The following is a 14,578-nucleotide window of genomic DNA, read 5'->3' as shown; positions in this document are numbered from 1 at the left end:
CGCATCAGCGCTTGGTCAGCAGCAACTGCCCGCTCTTCCGAATGGCGGCCTGCGCGACCTCGGCGAAGCGTTGCAGCAGCCACGGCAGCGTCACCTCCAGGCGCACATGGTTGTCCTCGACATCGAGATGCCCGGCGGCAACCTGTCCCAGCGCGCGGACACGAAAGCTCATGCGATTGCCGTCCCAGCGCTCCTCGTCGACGCTCATGACCGGCACGTTCGCCGCTGCGCGCGACAAGCCGGTTTTCAGGCGGCGCATGGCCTCGTCGCGGCCGAGGCTGTGGGGAATCGAGACGATCAGCGGAGCCGACATCGCGGTGCACTCCTCCATGGATTCCGCTCATGTAATTCCGTTCCATCGCAAACGGAAGACCACACGGCTTTATCACGCCGCTCGACCCGGAACCTTCATAGTTGCGGGTTGTTTCCTCCCCCGAAGGGCAGAGACGACAGGCCCGCGGGGCTGAGGAGGATTGAGATGTCACTTGGAACGATCATTCTTATTATTCTGATCATCGCACTGCTTGGCGGCTTCAGCGGCATCGGCGGCGGACCGTTCTATGGCACCGGCTATTACGGCGGCGGCGGCCTCGGCCTCGTGATCGTGATCCTCCTGATCCTGCTGCTGCTCGGGCGGCTATAGCGTCGCGTGTGCCGCGGACTATCCGCATCAACGCCTGTCATCACCCGCGAAAGCCGGCGATCCAGTATTCCGGAGACGTTGATGATTGAACCGATGAGCCGCGGCGTACTGGATACCCCGCTTTCGCGGGGTATGACGAGCATCGGCGAAGACGCATAATTGCGACAATTCTCACCGCGCCGCGAGCTTCTTCATCGCCGCCTTGATCGACGACGCCGCCTCGCCATAGCCGTCCCAGGCCTTGGTCTTCGCGAGCAGCGCCGGCACGGAGCGGACCGTGTATTTCTTCGGATCGAGATCGCCGCGCACCTGGGTCCAGGTCAGCGGCATCGACACCGTGGCGCCCGGACGCGCCCGCGGCGACAGTACCGCGACCGCGGTCGAGAGCCGGTCGTTGCGCAGATAGTCGAGAAAGATCTTTCCGGTGCGCTTGGCCTTCGACATGTTGATCAGATAGCGCTCGGGATCATCCTGCGCCATCCACTGGCAGATGCCTTGCGCGAACGCCTTGGCCTCCTTCCAGGTCACCTTGTCCTTCGCGCCTGACAGCAGCGGCGCCACGACGTGAAGGCCTTTGCCGCCGGTGGTCTTGCAGAAACCCTCGAGGCCGACCGCGGTCAGCCGCTGGCGCATGTCCTTGGCGGCGTCGATCACGTCGGAGAACGCGACGTCGGGTGCGGGATCGAGATCGAACACCAGCCGGCCCGGCGTGTCATAGGCATCGGGTGCGCAATTCCAGGGATGCAGCTCGAGGCCGCCGAGCTGCGCGACCGCAGCAAGCCCCTCGACCTGGTCGATCTGAAGATAGGGCTTGCGATCGCCGGACACCTTGGCGAGCTTCAGCAGCTTCGACGTGCCGGCCATCGCATGGCGCTGGAAGAAGGTCTCGCCCTTGATGCCGTCGGGCGCGCGCACGATCGAGCACGGCCGGCCCTTGAGATAGCCGATCATCCATTCGCCGACCGCCTCGAAATAGTTGGCGAGATCGAGCTTGGTCACCGGCGTCCCGTCGCCGGCGTCGGGCCACAATGCCTTGTCCGGGTGCGAGATCGCGACACCCATCACCGCGCTGGACGCTTTCCCTTTCGTCATCGGCTTCACCAAATTGGTTACGACCGGCCGTTCGGCCTCGACCTCATGCGCAGGCTTGTCCTGGCGCAGGCCCTTGAACGCGGCCTGGCGGATATTGCCGGCGTCGGTCCAGCCGGCGAACTCGATCTCGGCGACGAGCTCGGGCTTCAGCCAATGCACATCGCGGGTCTTCTTCGGCGCATCCTTGCCGCCGAACGGGCTGGTGTCGGATGCCGCGGCCTTCAGCGCCGGCATGATGCGGCGGACGGTGTCCTGGCCGAAGCCGGTGCCGACGATGCCGACGAAGGCGAGATGCTCGCCGCGATAAACGCCGGCCATCAACGAGCGGAATTTGCCGTTGGTGGTCTTCCAGCCGCCGATCACGACCTCCTGGCCGGCGCGGATTTTCGCCTTGGTCCAGTCGTCGGAGCGCCCGGAGCGATAGGCGCCGCCGAGCCGCTTGGAGACGATGCCTTCCAGGCCGAGCTTGCGCGCCGAATCCAGCACGGCATCGCCGCGCTCTTCGAAATGCTCGACATAGCGGACCAGGCTGCCCTTGCGCGCCGCAAGCAGCGCCTTTAGCCGCGCCTTGCGCTCGGTGAGCGGCAGCGCGCGGAGATCCTCCTTGCCCGCAAACAGCAGGTCGAACGCGAAGAAGATCAGCTGGTCCGTCTTGCCGTCCGACAACGCCGCCTGCAGCGTCGAGAAATGCGGCGTGCCGTTCCTGTCGAGCGCGACGATCTCGCCGTCGATCAGGGCATCGGGCAGCTTGCGGGCCTCCCTCACGATCGCGCCGAACTTGTCGGACCAGTCGAGCCCCTTGCGGGTCTTCAGCACAGCCTCGCCGTCCTCGATCCGCAGCTGCACGCGGTAGCCGTCGAACTTGATCTCGTGGCACCAGCCCGCAGCATTCGGTGGGTTCTCGACCGCGGCGCAGAGCTGCGGCGAGACGAAATCCGGCATCTCCGCGACCTGCTTCAGTTTCGCCTTCGGCGGCGCCTTCAAGTTTGCCTTCAGTTTTTCTTTGGGCGCCGGCGCCTTGGTCCGCGCGCGCGCATCCGCGGCCATGCCGTGATTGGACTGCCAGACCGCGTCCGCTTTGGCCTTGCCGTTTCCCTTCGCCAGCATGAACGGCTTCGGCGCCCGGCCCTTGCCAGCGGCAATCTCGGCCATCGAGCGGCCGGAGGCGACCGAGCGGTCCTCGTCGAGGATCGCTTCGCCGTTGCCCTCCACGGCATATTCGTCGCGGTGCTTGATCAGCAGCCAGTTGGTGCGCTTGCCGCCGAAGCGGTCGTTCTTCATCCGCACCAGCACCCAGCTGCCATGCAGCTTGTCGCCGTGCAGCGTGAACTTCAGATCGCCCTTCTTGAAGCCGCGCTCGGGATCATCCGATTCCCAGGTGCCGCGATCCCACAGCTGTACGGTGCCGCCGCCATACTGGCCCTCAGGAATCGTGCCTTCGAAATCGCCATAGTCGAGCGGATGATCCTCGACCTCGACCGCCAGCCGCTTGTCATGGGGATCGAGCGACGGCCCGCGCGTCACCGCCCAGGACTTGAAGACGCCGTCGAACTCCAGCCTGAAATCATAATGCAGCCGGGTCGCGTCGTGCTTCTGGATCACGAAGCGCCGTTGCTTCGCTGGTGCGACCTTGACGTCGCCCGACGGCTCGCTGGTCTTCTCGAAGTCGCGCTTCTTGCGATAGGTGGTGAGGTTTCTCAGCGACACGTGCGGGCCTCGGCGCAAATGGCGGCCGCCGCGGGCGCGCGGCCGTCAGGAACCAAAACCTACGGTATCCGTTCAAGTTCCAAACTCAAGCTGTTTGGAGACGATCATGGCGGCTCCCCGCGCCTACTGGAAAGGCACGCTCAAACTCTCGCTGGTGTCGTGCCCGGTGGCGCTCTACCCGGCCTCGACCACGGTCAAGAAAACCCGCTTCCACATGATCAACCGAGACACCGGCAACCGGCTGAAGCAGCAGATGGTCGATACCGAGACCGGCGATATCGTCGAGGGCGACCAGAAGGGCCGCGGCTACGAGGTGAGCAAGGGCAAATATGTCGAGATTGAAAAGGACGAGCTCGAGGCGGTCCAGATCGAGAGCAACCACACCATCGATATCGACAGTTTCGTGCCCGAGGGCGAGATCGACAAGCGCTATCTCGACCACCCCTATTACATCCGGCCCGACGGCAAGGCCGGGGTCGACGCCTTCGCGGTGATCCGCGACGCCATGAAGGACCAGGACCGCGTCGCGCTGGCCCGGATCGTGCTGACCAACCGCGAGCACGTGATCGCGATCGAGCCGCTCGACAAGGGCATGCTCGGCACCACCCTGCGCTACCCTTACGAGGTACGCGACGCCGACGATTATTTCGACGATATCAAGAGCCCGAAGGTAACCAAGGACATGATCGAACTCGCCGGCCACATCCTCGACAGCAAGGCCGCGCATTTCGACCCGTCGAAATTCAAGGACGAGTATGAGACCGCGCTGAAGGCGCTGGTCCGCCGCAAGGCCGCCGGCAAGCCGATCAAGGCGGCCGAGCGCGAGGAGAAGCCGAGCAATGTGGTGAGCCTGATGGACGCGCTGAAGCAGAGCTTGAAGGACCGCAAGGGCGGCGCAAGGCGGCCGGGCTCGAGCCCGCGACGTCCGGCGTCGCACCGCCGTGCGGCGAAGAAAGCGCATCGCTCGAGCGCGCAGCGGCGGAAGGCGGGCTGAACTCCCTCCCCGTCATTGCGAGCGAAGCGAAGCAATCCATCTCTCCGCGCGTGCGGAAAGATGGATTGCTTCGTCGCTTTGCTCCTCGCAATGACGGCTGGACAGGTTCGGCTATCTTTACCGCTTCTTCGCGGCCTTGCGCTTCTTGGCCGTCTTCCGCGTCTTCGCGGTCTTCTTCTTGGACGCCTTCTTCGGCACCTTGCGTCCCTTGGCGCGCGCCTCCGACAGGCCGATCGCGATCGCCTGCTTGCGGCTCTTCACCTTCTTCTTGGAGCGGCCGCTGCGCAGCGTTCCGGCCTTGCGCTTCTTCATCACACGCTCGACATCATCAGATGCCTTCCGCGAGTATTTTCTTGCCATGGCTTCTCTCCCGGTAAGGGAAAACAAGCCTCGATCGGAGCGAAGGTTCCGAAGCTAATCCGCCGCGCGCAGCCGATAGCCGATGCCGGTCTCGGTCAGCACGAATTGCGGCCGCTCGGGATCAGCCTCGATCTTCTGGCGGAGCTGGCGCACATAGACGCGCAGATACTGCGCATCGGTCAGCTCGTCCCACAATTCCTTCAAGAGGAATCGATGGGTCAGCACCTTGCCGGCGTGCTGCACCAGCACGCGCAGCAGGTCATACTCCTTCGGCGACAGCTTGATCTCCTTGTCGCCGACCTTGACGATCCGGCGCACCAGATCGACCGAGAGATCGCCGGAGCGGAACACCGGCCGCTCGCCCTGCACCTGCAGCTGGTGGCGCAGCGCCGCCCGCAGCCGCGCCAGCAATTCATCCATCCCGAACGGCTTGGTCAGATAATCGTCGGCGCCGAGGTCGAGCGCCTGCACCTTGCCGGCCTCGTCGCCGCGGCTCGACAGCACCACGACCGGCACGCTCTCGTTGCGGCCGCGGATCATGCGCAGGAGGTCGTGGCCCTGGATATCGGGCAGCCCTAGATCGAGGATGATCAGCGCCGGCCCCTCGGCCAGCATCTCCAGCGCCAGCTTGCCGTTTGACGCCTCGAGGACGTCGTAGCCCTGCGTGCTCAGCCCCATCCGCAGCAGCTTGCGGATCGGCGGCTCGTCGTCGATGACCAGGACCTTGATCGGCGTTGCGTTCATGCAGCGGTGTCCAGCGCGTTGGTGTCGGCCGGGATCGGCAGGCGGATGGTGATGACGGCGCCGCTCCGGTCGGAGCGGTTGGCCGCCGCGATCGTGCCGCGCATCGCCTCGACGAAGCCGCGCGAGATCGCCAGGCCAAGGCCGGTGCCGGGACGGACATGGTCGCCCTTCTCGGCGCGATAGAACTTGTCGAACACGCTTTCGAGCTCGGCGGCAGGAATGCCGTTGCCCTCGTCCAGGATCTGCAGCGTCACGCCATCGCGGTCGCGCGCGCCGCGGATCGAGATCGTGGTGTCCGACGGGGCATATTTGGCGGCGTTGTCCAGCAAATTGAACAGCACCTGCTCGAACAGCACGGCGTCGAGCTCCAGCATCGGCAGGTCGCCAGCGAGTTCCAGCGACACACGGTGATGCACCAGGATCTTGGCGGCACGACGTAGCGCGCTGCCGACGATCTCGCCGACATCGTGCCGCGCGGTGTTGGGCACGATCGCGCCTGACTCCAGCTTGGTCATGTCGAGCAGATTGGCGATGAAGCGGTTGAGCCGCTCCGACTCATCGATCACGGTTGCGAGCAGATCATGCTTCTGGGCATCGCTGAGGTTCGCGCCGAGATCGCGCAGCGCCGAGGCCGAGCCGAGCACCGAGGCCAGCGGCGTCTTGAGGTCGTGCGAGATCGATGTCAGAAGCGCGCCGCGCAGCCGGTCGGATTCCACCGTCCGCTTGACGCGGTCCATGTCCTCGACCAGCAGCACGCGCTCGATTGCGAGGGCGCCCTGGTCGACCAGCGCATCGAGCAGCCGGCGCTGGTCCGGCGTCAGCAACGGCCCGGTGCGGTCGTCGTCGATGCCGATCACGCCGATCGGACCGCGGCCGGTGCGCATCGGCAGGAACAGCCGCTTGCCGCCCGGCAGTGTGTCCGAGCCGCGGCCGGCCGGGCGATCGTTGCCCCAGGCCCAATTGGCGGCGGCGAGATCGGCCTGGTCGAGCTGGTCCTCGGGCGGATAGCCGCTCTTGACGGTCAGCATCCCGTCTTCCGGCAACAGCAGCACTACGCGCACCTTGAGCATCAGCGCGATCTGGTAGGCGGTCGCCCACAACACGTCGTCGAGCGTCGCGGTGCCGGCGAGCTTGCGGCTGAAGGCGTAGAGCGATTCGGTGGTGCGGACGCGGCCGATCGCGGTGTCGGCCTGGGTGCGCACCCGCGCCGCGACGTTGGAGACCAGCAGCGCGATCAGCATGAAGAAGAAGAACGCCGCGACGTTGGTCGGGTCGGTGATGGTGAAGGTATAGACCGGCGGCAGAAAGAAGAAATTGTAGCACAGCGACGCCGCGACGCTGGCCAGCAGCGACGGCCACAGGCCGTAGCGCGCCGCCGCGCCGACCACCGCGGTGATGAAGACGAGGTCGACATTCTCGATGCCGAAGACCGGCTGGATCAGCTTGGCCGCGCCGAGCCCGATCGCCGTCAGCAGCAGCGCCATCAGATAGGGCCGCGGGTTGAACGGCTCCTGCCGCTGCGCGGTCTGCACTGCGGCCTTGCCGACCGGCAGCTCGTCGCCGGCGATCACGTTGACGCTGATATTGCCGGCGCGGCGCACCAGATCATGCACCACGGAGCCGTGCGTCAGCTCGAACCAGCGCGAGCGCGTCGACTTGCCGATGATGATCTGGGTGACGTTGTTGGCCTGGGCGAAATTGATGACGTCGTCGGCGATGCGGCGGCCGACGCCGGGAAGCGTCAGTGCCTCACCGCCGAGCGATTCCGCAAGCCGCATGGTGTCGGCAAGCCGGTCACGCTGCTCGTCGGTCAGCTGCAGGCTGCGCCGCGTCTCGATGCTGACGGCGGTCCATTGCGCATGCAGCCGGTCGGCCAGGCGCTTGGTGTAGCGCACGAGGCCGGCGGCGCGCGGGTCCTCGCTCAGGCAGACCAGGATGCGCTCGCCGGCGGCCCAGGGGCCGGCGATCGCATTGGCCTGCATGTGGTTGAGCAGCTGCTCGTCGACCCGCTCGGCGGTGCGGCGCAGCGCCATCTCGCGCAGCGCGGTGAGATTGCCGGGCGAAAAATAATGTTCCAGCGCTCGCTCGGCCTGCTTCGGCACATAGACCTTGCCCTCCTTCAGCCGCTGGATCAGATCGTCGGGCGTGAGGTCGATCAGCTCGATGGCGTCGGCGCGATCGACCACCGAGTCGGGCACGGTCTCGCGCACGCGCACATGGGTGATCTGTGCGACGACGTCGTTCAGGCTCTCGATGTGCTGGATGTTGATCGCGGTGTAGACGTCGATGCCGTGCGACAGCAACTCCTCGACGTCGAGATAGCGCTTGGGATGCCGGCTGCCCGGCGCGTTGGTATGGGCCAGCTCGTCGACCAGCGCGAGCTGGGGGCGCCGCGCGATCAGCGCGTCAAGGTCCATCTCCTCGAGGGTCTGGTCGCGATAGGCCAGCCGCTTGCGCGGCACCACTTCGAGGCCCCTGAGCAGGGCCTCGGTCTCCATCCGTCCGTGGGTTTCGACGACGCCGACCACGACGTCGACGCCCGCCTTGAGGCGGGCGTGGGCGCTCGAGAGCATCTCGTAGGTCTTGCCGACGCCGGGGGCGGCGCCGATGAAGATCTTCAGCCGCCCCGATCGATCGGTCTCCCGGCGCGCCGCCTCCAGCAGCGCATCCGGCGAGGGTCGTTTATGGGGGTCACGCTGATTGGCCATACCGCAATATAGTCATCCTGCGAGAGCGGGCCTACTCCCCTATTTCGCGTTTGCCGCGTCGAGCGCCAGGTTGAGCGCAAGAACGTTAACGCGGGGCTCGCCGATCACGCCGGCAAAGCGGCCTTGCGTGTTCTGCGTCACCAGTTCGCGCACTGCATCCTCCGACATGCTGCGCGCCTTGGCGACCCGCGGCACCTGGAACAGCGCAGCGTCCGGCGAGATGTCAGGATCGAGCCCGCTGGCCGAGGTGGTGACAAGATCGACCGGCACGCTGGCGGTCGGGTTCTCCGCCTTCAGTTTCTCGACATCCTCCTTGACCCGGTCGTTCAGCGCCTTGCTGGTCGGGCCGAGGTTGGAGCCGCCGGAATTGGCCGCGTTGTAGGGCGCCGGCACGGTCTTCGTGGAATCGTTCGGATCGGGCGCCACCGTCGCCGACGGCCGGCCGTGGAAATATTTGTCCTCCTTGAACTCCTGCCCGATCAGGGCGGAGCCGATCACCTTGCCGTCCTTCTCGATCAGGCTGCCTTGCGCCTGCCTCGGAAAGATGACGCCGGCGATCGCCGTCATGGCGAGCGGATAGGCAAGGCCCGTGATCGCGGTCAGCAGGACCAGCACCAGGATGGCGGGGCGGATTTCTCTGAGCATGATGTTGTCTCCGAATTTTGCTCCGTCATTGCGAGGAGCGAAGCGACGAAGCAATCCACACTTTGTTCGCGGACAGATGGATTGCTTCGCTGCGCTCGCAATGACGGTTGTGGTTAAGCCAGGCCCAAGGCGGCGACGATGAGGTCAATCGCCTTGATGCCGATGAACGGGATGATGATGCCGCCAAGGCCGTAGATCATCAGGTTGCGGCTGAGCAGCGCACCGGCACCGACCGCGCGATACTTGACGCCCTTCAGCGCCAGCGGGATCAGCGCAATGATGATGAGCGCGTTGAAGATGATCGCCGACAGGATCGCGCTCTGCGGGCTCGCCAGGTGCATCACGTTCAGCACCTGGAGTTGCGGGTAGAACGCGAGGAACATCGCCGGGATGATCGCGAAATACTTCGCGACGTCGTTGGCGATCGAGAATGTGGTCAACGCGCCGCGGGTCATCAACAGCTGCTTGCCGATCTCGACCACCTCGATCAGCTTGGTCGGGTTGGAGTCGAGGTCGACCATGTTGCCGGCCTCGCGGGCCGCCTGCGTGCCGGTGTTCATGGCGACACCGACGTCGGCCTGCGCGAGCGCCGGCGCATCGTTGGTGCCGTCGCCGCACATCGCGACCAGCTTCCCCTTGGACTGCTCGTCGCGGATCAGCTTGAGCTTGTCCTCGGGCGTTGCCTGCGCCAGGAAATCGTCGACGCCGGCCTCGGCCGCAATCGCGGCGGCGGTCATCGGGTTGTCGCCGGTGATCATCACGGTGCGGATGCCCATGCGGCGCAATTCGGCAAAGCGCTCGCGGATGCCGCCCTTGACGATGTCCTTGAGGTGCACGACCCCGAGCAGCTTGCCGTCCTTGGCCACCGCCAGCGGCGTGCCGCCGGCCTTGGCGATCTCGTCGGCAATGGCCTGGATCTCGCGCGCCTCTGCGCTCATCGTCGCAGCGACCGCGCGGACCGTATTGCCGGAAGCAACCGCACGCGGCGCGCCACCGTCGACATAGCTGAGGATGGCGTCCACCGCGCCCTTACGGACAGACATTGCGCCGGCATCGATGCCGCTCATCCGGGTCTGCGCCGTGAACGGCACGAAGGTCGCGGCAAGCTCGTGCATGTCGCGGCCGCGGATGCCGTATCTCTCCTTGGCGAGCACCACGATCGAGCGGCCTTCCGGCGTCTCGTCGGCCAGCGAGGCGAGCTGCGCCGCGTCGGCGAGATCCTGCTCGGAGACGCCACGGATCGGACGGAACGCGGTCGCCTGGCGGTTGCCGAGCGTGATGGTGCCGGTCTTGTCGAGCAGCAGCGTGTCGACGTCGCCGGCGGCCTCCACCGCGCGGCCGGACATCGCCAGCACGTTGAAGCGCACCAGGCGGTCCATGCCGGCGATGCCGATCGCCGACAACAGCGCGCCGATCGTGGTCGGGATCAGGGTGACGAACAGCGCGACCAGAACCACGACCGAGATCGAGCCGCCGGCATAGGCCGCGTAGCTCGGGATCGTCACGGTGGCGAACACGAAGATGATGGTGAGGCCCGCCAGCAGGATGTTGAGCGCGATCTCGTTCGGCGTCTTCTGCCGCTCGGCGCCCTCGACCAGCTTGATCATGCGGTCGATGAAGGTCGAGCCTTGGGCTGCGGTGATGCGGACACGGATCCAGTCCGACAGCACCTGGGTGCCGCCGGTGACCGCCGAACGATCGCCGCCGGATTCCCGGATCACCGGCGCGGATTCACCGGTTATCGCGGCCTCGTTGACCGAGGCGACGCCTTCGATCACCTCGCCGTCGGACGGGATGTTGTCGCCCGCCTCGACCAGCACGATGTCGCCGACCTTCAGCGAGGTGCCGGGCACCATGCGATAGGTCCGGTCGGTGCCCGTGAGCAGCTTGGCCTGGCTCTCGGTGCGCGTCTTTTTCAACGACTCCGCCTGCGCCTTGCCGCGGCCTTCAGCGACCGCCTCGGCGAAGTTCGCGAACAGCACCGTGAACCAGAGCCAGAGAATGATCTGGAAGGTGAAGCCGAGATTGGCGTTGCCGGTAACGAGATCGCGCACGAAGATGATCGTGGTCAGCGCCGCCACGACCTCGACCACGAACATCACGGGGTTCTTTGCCATCAGGCGAGGATCGAGCTTGACGAAGGCCGACTTGATCGCCGGCACCAGGATCTTCGGATCGAGCATGGTCGACGCCGTCACCTGCTTCTGCAGTCTTGTGGTTTCCATGGATGTCACTCCGGACAATTCGATCAGAACAGGGTGTTGGCGTTCATGGCGAGGTGCTCGACGATCGGCCCAAGCGCCAGCGCCGGGAAGAAGGTCAGACCGCCGATGATCAGGATCACGCCGATGACGAGGCCGACGAACAGCCCGCCGGTGGTCGGGAACGTGCCCGCCGAAGCTGGGATCGACTTCTTCTCGACCAGCGAGCCTGCGATCGCCATCGCCGGCACGATCATGAAGAAGCGGCCGACGAACATCGCCATCGCGAGCGTCAGATTGTAGAACAGGGTGTTGCCGGTGAGGCCCGCGAACGCCGAACCGTTGTTGCCGGTCCCCGAAGTGTAGGCATAGAGCACCTCGGTGAAGCCGTGCGGGCCGGCGTTGGCCATCGAGGCCACCGCCGACGGCAGCACCACGCCGACCGCGGTCCAGCCGAGATACATCAGCGGCAGCACAAGGATCGCGAGCATCGCCATCTTGACTTCGCGCGCCTCGATCTTCTTGCCGACATATTCCGGGGTGCGGCCAACCATCAGGCCGGCGACGAAGATCGCCAGCACGACGAACAGCAGCATGCCGTAGAGGCCGGCACCGACGCCGCCGATGATGACCTCGCCGAGCTGCATGTTGATCAGCGGGATCATGCCGCCGAGCGCGGTGAAGCTGTCATGCATGGCATTGACCGCGCCGCAGGACGCCGCGGTGGTGACGACGGCGAACAGCGAGGACGCCACGATGCCGAAGCGGACCTCCTTGCCCTCCATGTTGCCGCCGGAAAGACCCAGCGCCTGCAGCGCCGAGGTGCCGTTGGCTTCCGCCCAATAGGTGACGGCGACGCCGGCGACGAACAGGATGCCCATCACGGCGAAGATCGCCCAGCCCTGGCGCTCGTTGCCGACCATGCGACCGAACACGTTGGTCATCGCGGCGCCCAGCGCGAAGATCGAGATCATCTGCACCAGGTTCGACAGCGCGGTCGGGTTCTCGAACGGATGCGCGGCGTTGGCATTGAAGAAGCCGCCGCCATTGGTACCGAGCATCTTGATCGCGACCTGCGAGGCAACCGGTCCGAGCGCGATGGTCTGCTTGCCGCCCTCCAGCGTGGTGGCGTCGACATAAGCCCCGAGGGTCTGCGGCATGCCCTGCCAGACCAGGAACAGCGTGTAGACGATGCAGATCGGCAGCAGCACATAGAGCGTGCAGCGCGTGACATCGACCCAGAAATTGCCGACCGTGCGCATCGACGAACGGGTGAAGCCGCGGATCAGCGCCATCGCGAGCGCGATGCCGGTCGCCGCCGACAGGAAGTTCTGGTGGGTCAGGCCCAGCATCTGGACCAGATAGGACAGCGTGCTCTCGCCGCCGTAGTTCTGCCAGTTGGTGTTGGTGATGAAGGAGATCGCGGTGTTGAAGGAGAGATCCTCGGCAACCGCCGTCTGTCCGGCCGGGTTGAACGGCAGCACCGCCTGCAGCCGCATCAGGCCGTAAATCAGCGCGAAGCCGCCGACATGGAACAGCAGCATGGCGACCGTATAGGTCAGCCAGTGCTGCTCGCGCCCCTCGTCGACGCCGCCGACCCAGTAGATGCCGCGCTCGACCGGGCGCAGCACCGGGGAGAGGAACGTGCGCTCGCCGTTGAACACGCGGGTCATGTACCAGCCGACGGGTTTGACCAGCGCGATCACGATCGCGCAAAACAGAAGTATTTGAATCCAGCCGATGACGGTCATCGCGTCAAACCTTTCGAATGGGTGCGAAGCGCAGCAGCGACGCGAACACGCCGAGCAACAGCCCGGTCAGCACCGCGTCGGCTAACAGAATCTGGCAGAGCGTGAGCATCGCGGGCCGACTAGAAGCGTTCGGGCCGCAGCAATGCGTAGGTGAGGTAGAACAACAGGCCGAGCGAGACGAGGCCGGCGAGCGAGTAATCGAAGATCATCGCCGCCTCCGTTACAGCCGTTCGCAGGCGTAGGCGTAGCCGATGCCGGCCGCGAAGAAGCCGATCGCGAGCGCCGCCATGAGAATGTCCATCATGAGAGACTCCAATGCATCCGAGGGGCGCGGGCGACCGTATAAGCGCTCCGCACCGGATCGCCGTGAGGTGCCATCCGGGGCATAGGTTTTCGAGAGGTGGCGCATAGGGACGTTATAGGAATCGTATAAGTGCCGAGCCGCTCTCCGCTGTCGTCCTGGCGTGGCAACGAATCCCGATGCGTCGTGCAAACGCTTGCGGTTGCTTCTACCCTCCCCTGGAGGGGAAGGGTCGGTACGCATGAAGCGAGGCGGAATGCGAACCGGGGTCGGATGATCTCGCAACACGGGCACTGTTGGACGCGGAGGGACCGTCACCCCACCCCGCTTCGCATCGCTGACGCGATGTGAAGCGACCCTCCCCTTCCAGGGCCCTTGTGGGGGAGGGTGAAGAAGGGCCGGTTCCATCTTTATGGAATCCCTATATCTCGGCCCCTTCCCTCATCTCGTTTTCAAATGGCACTCCCGCCATTTTGGGCCTGCGGCCAATGCTTTGGGCCGTGCGCAAGACGAGATGACGCCATGTCCGTGCTATCGCAAAACACCACCACCGACCTCGGCGAACGGCTGCGCGACGCCTATGCTGTTACAGCCGAGTTCATGGCCGACATCGTCAACCAGACCTGCCGGCGCTTTCCTTCGGTCACGCAGAGCGGGAAAACTTCCCGCGTCGAGCGCCTGATCCAGTCCGGCGCCTGGACCGACGCCGCGATCGCGCTGCTCGATCTCGAGCTGCCGCAATGGCAGATCCGCCGCCTGGTCTATGACGAGGGCGAGTGGCACTGCGCGCTGTCACGCGAACGCGAGCTGCCCGACTGGCTCGACCAGTCGATCGAGACCCACCATACGGATCTCGCGCTCGCGATCCTCTCCGGCTTCGTCGAGGCGCAGCGGATCTCGACGCACGAGAACCGCACCAGCGTGCCGACCGTCCGTCGCGAACCGCGCACGCTGTACGAGCCGCTGCTGGTCGACAATATCGGCTGACGGCGACACGATCGTGAACGCGAAACAATTGCCGCGGCAGCTGCAATCGGTCCAGGTCATGGTCCGGTTCGGTTTCCGGCTTGCCATCATGATCGGCTTTGCCGTATTCGCCGGCGCGGGCTTCGGCAGGGGCCTCATCACGCTGCTCTGGATGTCGGCCGTGATCTGCGCCTTCGCCGGGATCGCCAAGCGGGAAATGCCGTTGGCTGCAAACCTCAATCACTGGGACGAGATGACCGCCTATGTCGCGCTATGCGCGCTCGGCACCGGCATCGTCCAACACACCTGAAGTCATCCCTCAAATCCTATGCCGCTCCTATGAAGTCGGCCGCGCTTCGCGCTCGATTTCATATCCGGCAAGACAGACATTGCTCGCGTGACTGTGACTGTAGCGTTTTCGAGCGAAGTGGATGCCGGTTCGCGTGAAGAAAACGCGTCAGAAACA

13 protein-coding genes are annotated in these 14,578 nt (G+C 65.3%); 4 read left to right on the top strand and 9 right to left on the bottom strand.

Going from position 1 to position 14,578, the window contains the following annotated elements:
- Positions 1–4 precede the first annotated feature (4 nt).
- Entirely contained in the window at positions 5–313 is a 309-nt protein-coding gene (locus tag AC628_RS01905; RefSeq protein ID WP_074125107.1) for a polyhydroxyalkanoic acid system family protein, read from the bottom strand.
- A gap of 165 nt (positions 314–478) precedes the next feature.
- Here AC628_RS01905 and AC628_RS01900 point away from each other — a divergent pair, with 165 nt between their 5' ends.
- Positions 479–643: a DUF3309 family protein gene (locus AC628_RS01900; RefSeq protein WP_074125080.1), complete on the top strand. Its 165-nt coding sequence runs from the start codon at positions 479–481 to the stop codon at positions 641–643.
- Positions 644–814: 171 nt separating this feature from the next.
- On the opposite strand, the gene ligD is transcribed toward AC628_RS01900, so the two are convergent.
- Entirely contained in the window at positions 815–3,442 is a 2,628-nt protein-coding gene (gene ligD, locus AC628_RS01895; protein ID WP_074125079.1) for a DNA ligase D, read from the bottom strand.
- A gap of 106 nt (positions 3,443–3,548) precedes the next feature.
- Between ligD and ku the strand changes: the two genes are divergently transcribed.
- Positions 3,549–4,436: a non-homologous end joining protein Ku gene (gene ku, locus AC628_RS01890; RefSeq protein ID WP_074125106.1), complete on the top strand. Its 888-nt coding sequence runs from the start codon at positions 3,549–3,551 to the stop codon at positions 4,434–4,436.
- A 117-nt stretch (positions 4,437–4,553) separates the two neighbouring features.
- On the opposite strand, the gene AC628_RS01885 is transcribed toward ku, so the two are convergent.
- The 7 genes from AC628_RS01885 to AC628_RS01855 form a co-directional block, all read right to left on the bottom strand.
- Complete coding sequence (locus AC628_RS01885; protein ID WP_074125078.1) at positions 4,554–4,796, bottom strand: DUF6496 domain-containing protein; 243 nt, start codon at positions 4,794–4,796, stop codon at positions 4,554–4,556.
- A 54-nt stretch (positions 4,797–4,850) separates the two neighbouring features.
- A complete protein-coding gene (locus AC628_RS01880) occupies positions 4,851–5,540 on the bottom strand; it encodes a response regulator (RefSeq protein ID WP_074125077.1) in 690 nt (229 codons plus the stop codon).
- Positions 5,537–8,248: a DUF4118 domain-containing protein gene (locus AC628_RS01875; RefSeq protein ID WP_074125076.1), complete on the bottom strand. Its 2,712-nt coding sequence runs from the start codon at positions 8,246–8,248 to the stop codon at positions 5,537–5,539. The genes AC628_RS01880 and AC628_RS01875 overlap by 4 nt, the downstream gene beginning before the upstream one ends.
- 39 nt (positions 8,249–8,287) lie before the next feature.
- A complete protein-coding gene (locus tag AC628_RS01870; protein ID WP_074125075.1) occupies positions 8,288–8,893 on the bottom strand; it encodes a K(+)-transporting ATPase subunit C in 606 nt (201 codons plus the stop codon).
- Between the two features lie 113 nt (positions 8,894–9,006).
- Entirely contained in the window at positions 9,007–11,118 is a 2,112-nt protein-coding gene (kdpB, locus tag AC628_RS01865) for a potassium-transporting ATPase subunit KdpB (protein WP_074125074.1), read from the bottom strand.
- Positions 11,119–11,141: 23 nt separating this feature from the next.
- Complete coding sequence (kdpA, locus tag AC628_RS01860; protein ID WP_074125073.1) at positions 11,142–12,845, bottom strand: potassium-transporting ATPase subunit KdpA; 1,704 nt, start codon at positions 12,843–12,845, stop codon at positions 11,142–11,144.
- Between the two features lie 119 nt (positions 12,846–12,964).
- Complete coding sequence (locus AC628_RS01855) at positions 12,965–13,054, bottom strand: K(+)-transporting ATPase subunit F (protein ID WP_016846764.1); 90 nt, start codon at positions 13,052–13,054, stop codon at positions 12,965–12,967.
- A gap of 614 nt (positions 13,055–13,668) precedes the next feature.
- Here AC628_RS01855 and AC628_RS01850 point away from each other — a divergent pair.
- Together AC628_RS01850 and AC628_RS01845 are read left to right on the top strand one after the other, a co-directional pair.
- Positions 13,669–14,133, top strand: coding sequence for a hypothetical protein (locus AC628_RS01850; RefSeq protein WP_074125072.1), 465 nt, complete (start codon positions 13,669–13,671; stop codon positions 14,131–14,133).
- 13 nt (positions 14,134–14,146) lie between these two features.
- Positions 14,147–14,422: a hypothetical protein gene (locus AC628_RS01845; protein WP_083632527.1), complete on the top strand. Its 276-nt coding sequence runs from the start codon at positions 14,147–14,149 to the stop codon at positions 14,420–14,422.
- Positions 14,423–14,578: the final 156 nt, after the last annotated feature.

This window comes from Bradyrhizobium sp. NAS96.2, assembly GCF_001908235.1.
In the GTDB taxonomy this organism is placed as follows: Bacteria; Pseudomonadota; Alphaproteobacteria; order Rhizobiales; family Xanthobacteraceae; genus Bradyrhizobium.
The sequence above is the reverse complement of the archived record's forward strand: the minus strand, read 5'-3'. Positions and strand labels throughout refer to the sequence as shown.

What these genes read in the sequence shown, in the direction of transcription:
- AC628_RS01905 (WP_074125107.1), bottom strand. Translation starts at nt 313, where the DNA reads ATGTCGGCTCCGCTGATCGTCTCGATTCCCCACAGCCTCGGCCGCGAC.
- AC628_RS01900 (WP_074125080.1), top strand. Translation starts at nt 479, where the DNA reads ATGTCACTTGGAACGATCATTCTTATTATTCTGATCATCGCACTGCTT.
- ku (WP_074125106.1), top strand. Translation starts at nt 3,549, where the DNA reads ATGGCGGCTCCCCGCGCCTACTGGAAAGGCACGCTCAAACTCTCGCTG.
- AC628_RS01885 (WP_074125078.1), bottom strand. Translation starts at nt 4,796, where the DNA reads ATGGCAAGAAAATACTCGCGGAAGGCATCTGATGATGTCGAGCGTGTG.
- AC628_RS01880 (WP_074125077.1), bottom strand. Translation starts at nt 5,540, where the DNA reads ATGAACGCAACGCCGATCAAGGTCCTGGTCATCGACGACGAGCCGCCG.
- AC628_RS01875 (WP_074125076.1), bottom strand. Translation starts at nt 8,248, where the DNA reads ATGGCCAATCAGCGTGACCCCCATAAACGACCCTCGCCGGATGCGCTG.
- AC628_RS01870 (WP_074125075.1), bottom strand. Translation starts at nt 8,893, where the DNA reads ATGCTCAGAGAAATCCGCCCCGCCATCCTGGTGCTGGTCCTGCTGACC.
- kdpB (WP_074125074.1), bottom strand. Translation starts at nt 11,118, where the DNA reads ATGGAAACCACAAGACTGCAGAAGCAGGTGACGGCGTCGACCATGCTC.
- kdpA (WP_074125073.1), bottom strand. Translation starts at nt 12,845, where the DNA reads ATGACCGTCATCGGCTGGATTCAAATACTTCTGTTTTGCGCGATCGTG.
- AC628_RS01855 (WP_016846764.1), bottom strand. Translation starts at nt 13,054, where the DNA reads ATGATCTTCGATTACTCGCTCGCCGGCCTCGTCTCGCTCGGCCTGTTG.
- AC628_RS01850 (WP_074125072.1), top strand. Translation starts at nt 13,669, where the DNA reads ATGTCCGTGCTATCGCAAAACACCACCACCGACCTCGGCGAACGGCTG.